Genomic DNA, 5,063 nt, shown 5'->3' with positions numbered 1-5,063 from the left:
TAGCAAGTTGGTCCCACCCCTTCCCATCCCGAACAGGACCGTGAAACAACTTTGCGCCGATGATAGTGCTGCAACCAGTGTGAAAGTAGGTTATCGTCAGGCTTGTTATTCGCAGTAGAGAAAAACCCCGCCAGCCATGGTGGGGTTTTTTTTCGTCTGGTGGTTTTGTTGGGCGCCGGTGGTGGTGTCGGCTTACGCGCTGCGCGCTAAGCCGACCTACGTCCATAGAACGCCGGGTAGGTCGGATTAGCGGAGCGTAATCCGACAAGTCAGCAGTCAATACCACAGACGAAAAAAAAGCAGCGCTGCGCGCTGCCTTTGTCATTTTTCACTCTTATTAAAAGTGATAAGCGACTTTGACGTTCATGTAATTGACGCCGCTATTCGGTTTCTTGTAGCCGCCGTTCGAAAAATGCTGGATCTTCGCAGCGACTTCCCATTTGTTATTGAAGACATAGCCGACGCCGATATGGTCGCCGAATTGGAAGTGGGTCGACAGGCGGTTATCGTCGTTATCGTACAGTTTCGACAGCATGTGCACGCCAATGCCGCCTTCTGCGTAGAAGCCCAGCTTGTTCGTGTTTTCAAAGCGGAAGACCGGGGTAAAGCCCAGGTCCCACAGTTTTTGATGCTGGCCAGGGACGTTGCGATAGCTTTTGCCATCCCAGCCGCCGATGCTGGCATCCCAGTAACCGCTCAGCTGCGTGCCATTCGATACAAACCAGGCTTTATCCCAGTTCGAGGTCACGCCGGCGCGTACCATTTGTACCTTCACGCCCTTGGCATATTCGCCATAGACGGAGTCGATCAGTTTGTCGTCGGCGGCAAAGCCGGCGTTAGCCGCCATCAGCGCGGCAACGGCGGCGATGGATTTGAGGAGATTCTTCTTGAAGGACATAGAGACTTTCATCGTAAAATTGGCCGTCAGGCTTGTCTTGTTTGCGCAGGCACCTAGTTTTGCACACTACTCCCGCCACCTGTTTGATCTCAGAGGTTGAATTGACATTGTCTACAAAAATCGCATTTCTCGGTATTGGCCTAATGGGAGGGCCGATGGTCCGGTGCCTGCTGCGCGCTGGATATTCTGTCACAATTTGGAATCGCACGCACAGCAAGGCCCAAGTTCTGCGTGCGGTAGGGGCGCAGCCGGCCGTTTCCGTGGCTGAGGCGGTCAATGGCGCGGACGTGGTCATCTCGATGCTGGAAGCCGGCCCCATCGTGGCAACGGTGCTGCAGGAGGCCCTGCCGGCCCTGGCAGCTGGCGCGCTCTGGATCGACATGAGTTCCACCAAACAATCGGAAGCCCAGCAATTTCATGCCACCTTGCATGCTGCGGGACATGGCTTCATCGATGCGCCTGTGTCGGGTGGCGTCGGTGGGGCACAGGCGGGCACCCTGGCCATCATGGCAGGCGCCAGTGCCAGCGATTACACGAAGGTTGAAACGATTCTGTCGGTCATGGGTCGCCCGACTCTGGTGGGCCCGGCCGGCAGTGGACAGGTGGCCAAGCTGTGCAATCAGCTGATCGTCGGTGCCACGCTCAATATCGTGGCCGAAGCGCTGTTGCTGGCCCAGGCGGCCGGCGCCGATGCGGCTGCCGTACGGACAGCGATCCGCGGCGGTTTTGCCGAGAGCAAGATTCTGGAGGTGCATGGCCAGCGTATGCTGGAGCGCAATTTTGTAGCCGGTGGCCAAGTGAAAAGCCAGATCAAGGATATGCACAACATCCTCGCGGCAGCCGAAGCGGCGCACGTCACCTTGCCGGTGACACAACTGGTGACGCAGCGTTATGAAACCCTCGCCACCACGCATCCGACGGCCGATCACGCGGCCGCCTTGCTGGCCCTGGAAGCGTTGAATCCGGGCCAGCGCTTGGGCACCGGTCCGGATCAACTGAGCTGATTCAAGCGATGGGCAGGCTCGCTTCGGCCAGCTTGACCCAGAAACTGGCGCCGATCGGCAGCAGATTGTCGTTGAAGTCGTAGCTGCCATTGTGCAAGACGCATGGCCCCAGGCCGTGGCCGCCATCGCGGTGCTCGCCGTCGCCATTGCCGATGAAGATATAGCAGCCGGCCTTTTCTTGCAGGAAGAAAGAAAAATCTTCCGCGCCCATGGTCGGTTCGACATTCGCGTTGACCTTGTCCGCGCCCACTACGCTTTTCATGACGTCGACGGCAAATGCCGTTTCCTTCGCATGGTTGACCAGCGGCGGATAGTTGCGCTTGAAGTGGAAGTCGACCTCGGCGCCAAAGGCGGCGGCCGTGTGCACGGCGATCTCGCGCATGCGCTCCTCGATCAAGTCCAGCACGGGCGTGGTGAAAGTGCGCACGGTACCGACCAGGCTGGCGTCATCGGGAATTACATTGGTGGCGCTGCCCGCATGGATTTGCGTGATCGACAGCACGGCCGTGTCGAGCGGACTCTTGTTGCGCGTGATGACGGTTTGCCAGCTTTGCGCGATTTGCACGGCCACCATGACGGGGTCGATGCCTTTGTGGGGCTGGGCCGCATGGGCACCCTTGCCTTTGACGGTGACGTGGAATTCATTGCTGGACGCCATCATGGGCCCTTCCACCACGCTCAGGGTGCCCGTTTCGGCGCCTGGCCAGTTGTGCATGCCGTAGATGGCATCCATGGGAAAGCGCGTAAACAAGCCGTCTTCGATCATTTCGCGCGCGCCGGCGCCGCCTTCCTCGGCCGGCTGGAAGACGAGGTAGACCGTGCCATCGAAGTTCCGGTGCTGCGCCAGGTAATGGGCGGCACCGAGCAGCATCGCCGTGTGACCGTCGTGGCCGCAGGCGTGCATCTTGCCCGGGTGGCGTGAAGCATGCTCGAAGGTATTCATTTCCTGCATCGGCAAGGCATCCATGTCGGCGCGCAGGCCGATGGCGCGCTTGGAGGTGCCATTCTGGATGATGCCGACCACGCCAGTGCGGCCCAGGCCGCGTACCACGGGAATGCCCCACTCTGTCAGCTTGGCGGCGACCACGTCCGAGGTGCGCTGTTCTTCGTAGCACAGCTCGGGATGCGCGTGCAGGTCACGGCGGATACCTTGCAGCTCGGATTGAAACGCCAAGATCGGATCAACTAGTTTCATGGGACTCTCCTGTGGATGCTGGCACGCAGCAATGTATGGCGCGCCGGACCGCGCTTGTTTGATCAAAAACAGACGCGGCTAATAGTGCATTGTAGCTCTTGTTTGCCGGGTAAATCCAGCGCACGGACGTGCTTGCCACGGCGCCAACAGCAAGCGCGCGGAATGGTTTACAGTATCGCCTTCCCCCAACGTTTTTGGATTGCCCCATGACCACCACCCAAGTGCGCGCCGCCTGCCCCCTCGATTGCCCCGATACCTGCGCCTTGCTGGTCACCGTGACCGATGGCGTGGCCACCGCCGTCAAGGGCGATCCCGACCACCCGACCACGGCTGGCGTGCTGTGCACGAAGGTATCGCGCTTCACGGAGCGCACCTACCATGCGGACCGGCTGCTGCATCCGCTGCGCCGCGTGGGCAAGAAGGGGGAAGGCAAGTTCGAGCGCATCAGCTGGGAAGAAGCGCTGCAAACCATCGCGGCCCGCTTGAAACCGATCGCCGCGCGCGATCCACAGGCGATCTTGCCGTACAGCTACTGCGGCACCATGGGCCTGGTGCAGGGCGAATCGATGTCCTCGCGTTTCTTCAACCAGCTGGGCGCTTCCCTGCTGGACCGCACCATCTGCGCCTCGGCCGGCGCCACGGGCTACCGCTACACGGTAGGCGCCAGCATCGGAACGGACATGGAGCAGTTCCAGAACGCGAAATTGATCATCATCTGGGGCGGCAACCCGATCGCCTCGAACCTGCACTTCTGGATGCGTGCGCAAGAGGCCAAGCGCAATGGCGCGACCCTGATCGCCATCGATCCCTACCGCTCGCTGACGGCCGAAAAATGCCACCAGCATATCGCCTTGCTGCCGGGTACCGATGCGGCCCTGGCGCTGGGCTTGATGCATGTGCTGATCACGGAAGACCTGCTCGACCATGACTATATCGCGCAGTACACCATCGGCTATGCGGAACTGAAACAGAGGGCCCTGGAATGGCCGCCCGAGCGCGTGGCCGAGGTGTGCGGCATCACGGCCACGGAAGTGGTGGAACTGGCGCGCCTGTACGGCCAGGCATGCCGCTCTGGCGAAGGCGCCGCCATTCGCGCCAACTACGGCGTGCAGCGCGTGCATGGCGGCGGCATGGCCGTGCGCAATATTGCCTGCCTGCCCGCGCTGACGGGCGCCTGGCGCCATCCTGCCGGCGGCATGCAGCTGTCGAGCTCGGGTTCCTTCCCCGTCAACCGCAAGGCCCTGCAGCGCCCCGATTTATTGAAAGGCACACCGCGCACCATCAACATGAGCACCATTGGCGACGATCTATTGAAAGAAAGTTCCGCCGAGTTCGGCCCGCAAGTCGAAGCCGTGATCGTCTATAACTCGAACCCGCTGGCGGTGGCGCCCGATTCCTCGAAAGTGGCGCAGGGTTTTGCCCGCGAGGATTTGTTTACGGTCGTGCTCGAACACTTCCAGACCGATACCGTCGATTACGCCGACATCGTGTTGCCCGCCACCACGCAGCTCGAACATGTCGATGCGCATTCCACCTACGGCCACCTGTACATGATGGCGAACAACGCGGCCGTGGCGCCGCTGGGCGAAGCGAAGGCGAATACGGAAGTTTTCCGTTTGCTGGCGCAGCACATGGGTTTTGATGACCCGTGCTTCCAGGAAAGCGACGACGCGCTGGCGGCCAAGGCGTTCGATACGACCGACGCGCGCGCCGTGCATTTCGACTGGGAATCGCTGAAACGCACTGGCTGGCAAAAGCTGGCCATGGCCGAGGCGCCATTTGCCACAGGCGGTTTCCCCACGCCATCGGGCAAGTGCGAGTTGTATTCCAGCGCGATGGCGCAGGCGGGACTCGATCCCTTGCCCACGTATATCGCGCCGCACGAATCGCAAGCCAGCAATCCCGCGCTGGCGGCCCGTTATCCGCTGGCCATGATTTCACCGCCGGCACGCAATTTCCTCAATTC

General features: G+C 60.9%; 4 protein-coding genes and 1 rRNA gene. 3 read left to right on the top strand and 2 right to left on the bottom strand.

What is annotated here, in order from left to right; genetic code table 11:
• Positions 1 to 102, top strand: a 5S ribosomal RNA gene (gene rrf / locus ASN89_RS25485); the annotation flags it as partial.
• A gap of 235 nt (positions 103 to 337) precedes the next feature.
• On the opposite strand, the gene ASN89_RS25480 is transcribed toward rrf, so the two are convergent.
• Positions 338 to 898 (bottom strand): acyloxyacyl hydrolase, encoded by a 561-nt coding sequence (locus ASN89_RS25480; protein ID WP_046684556.1) that lies wholly within the window; start codon positions 896 to 898, stop codon positions 338 to 340.
• A 107-nt stretch (positions 899 to 1,005) separates the two neighbouring features.
• Between ASN89_RS25480 and ASN89_RS25475 the strand changes: the two genes are divergently transcribed.
• Positions 1,006 to 1,902, top strand: coding sequence for an NAD(P)-dependent oxidoreductase (locus ASN89_RS25475; protein WP_414842526.1), 897 nt, complete (start codon positions 1,006 to 1,008; stop codon positions 1,900 to 1,902).
• A 1-nt stretch (position 1,903) separates the two neighbouring features.
• Here the strand turns inward: ASN89_RS25475 and ASN89_RS25470 are convergent, their stop codons facing one another.
• Positions 1,904 to 3,097, bottom strand: coding sequence for a M20 aminoacylase family protein (locus tag ASN89_RS25470; RefSeq protein ID WP_058051207.1), 1,194 nt, complete (start codon positions 3,095 to 3,097; stop codon positions 1,904 to 1,906).
• Positions 3,098 to 3,303: 206 nt separating this feature from the next.
• Between ASN89_RS25470 and ASN89_RS25465 the strand changes: the two genes are divergently transcribed.
• Positions 3,304 to 5,063 (top strand): molybdopterin-dependent oxidoreductase (locus ASN89_RS25465; protein WP_058051206.1); only part of this gene is annotated, 1,760 nt, incomplete at its 3' end.

It is taken from the genome of Janthinobacterium sp. Ant5-2-1, from assembly GCF_001445815.1.
GTDB lineage: Bacteria > Pseudomonadota > Gammaproteobacteria > Burkholderiales > Burkholderiaceae_D > Janthinobacterium > Janthinobacterium lividum_E.
This window is presented reverse-complemented; position numbering and strand designations above follow the sequence as displayed.

Coding starts and splice junctions, on each gene's coding strand:
- ASN89_RS25480 (WP_046684556.1), bottom strand. CDS start 898: ATGTCCTTCAAGAAGAATCTCCTCAAATCCATCGCCGCCGTTGCCGCG.
- ASN89_RS25470 (WP_058051207.1), bottom strand. CDS start 3,097: ATGAAACTAGTTGATCCGATCTTGGCGTTTCAATCCGAGCTGCAAGGT.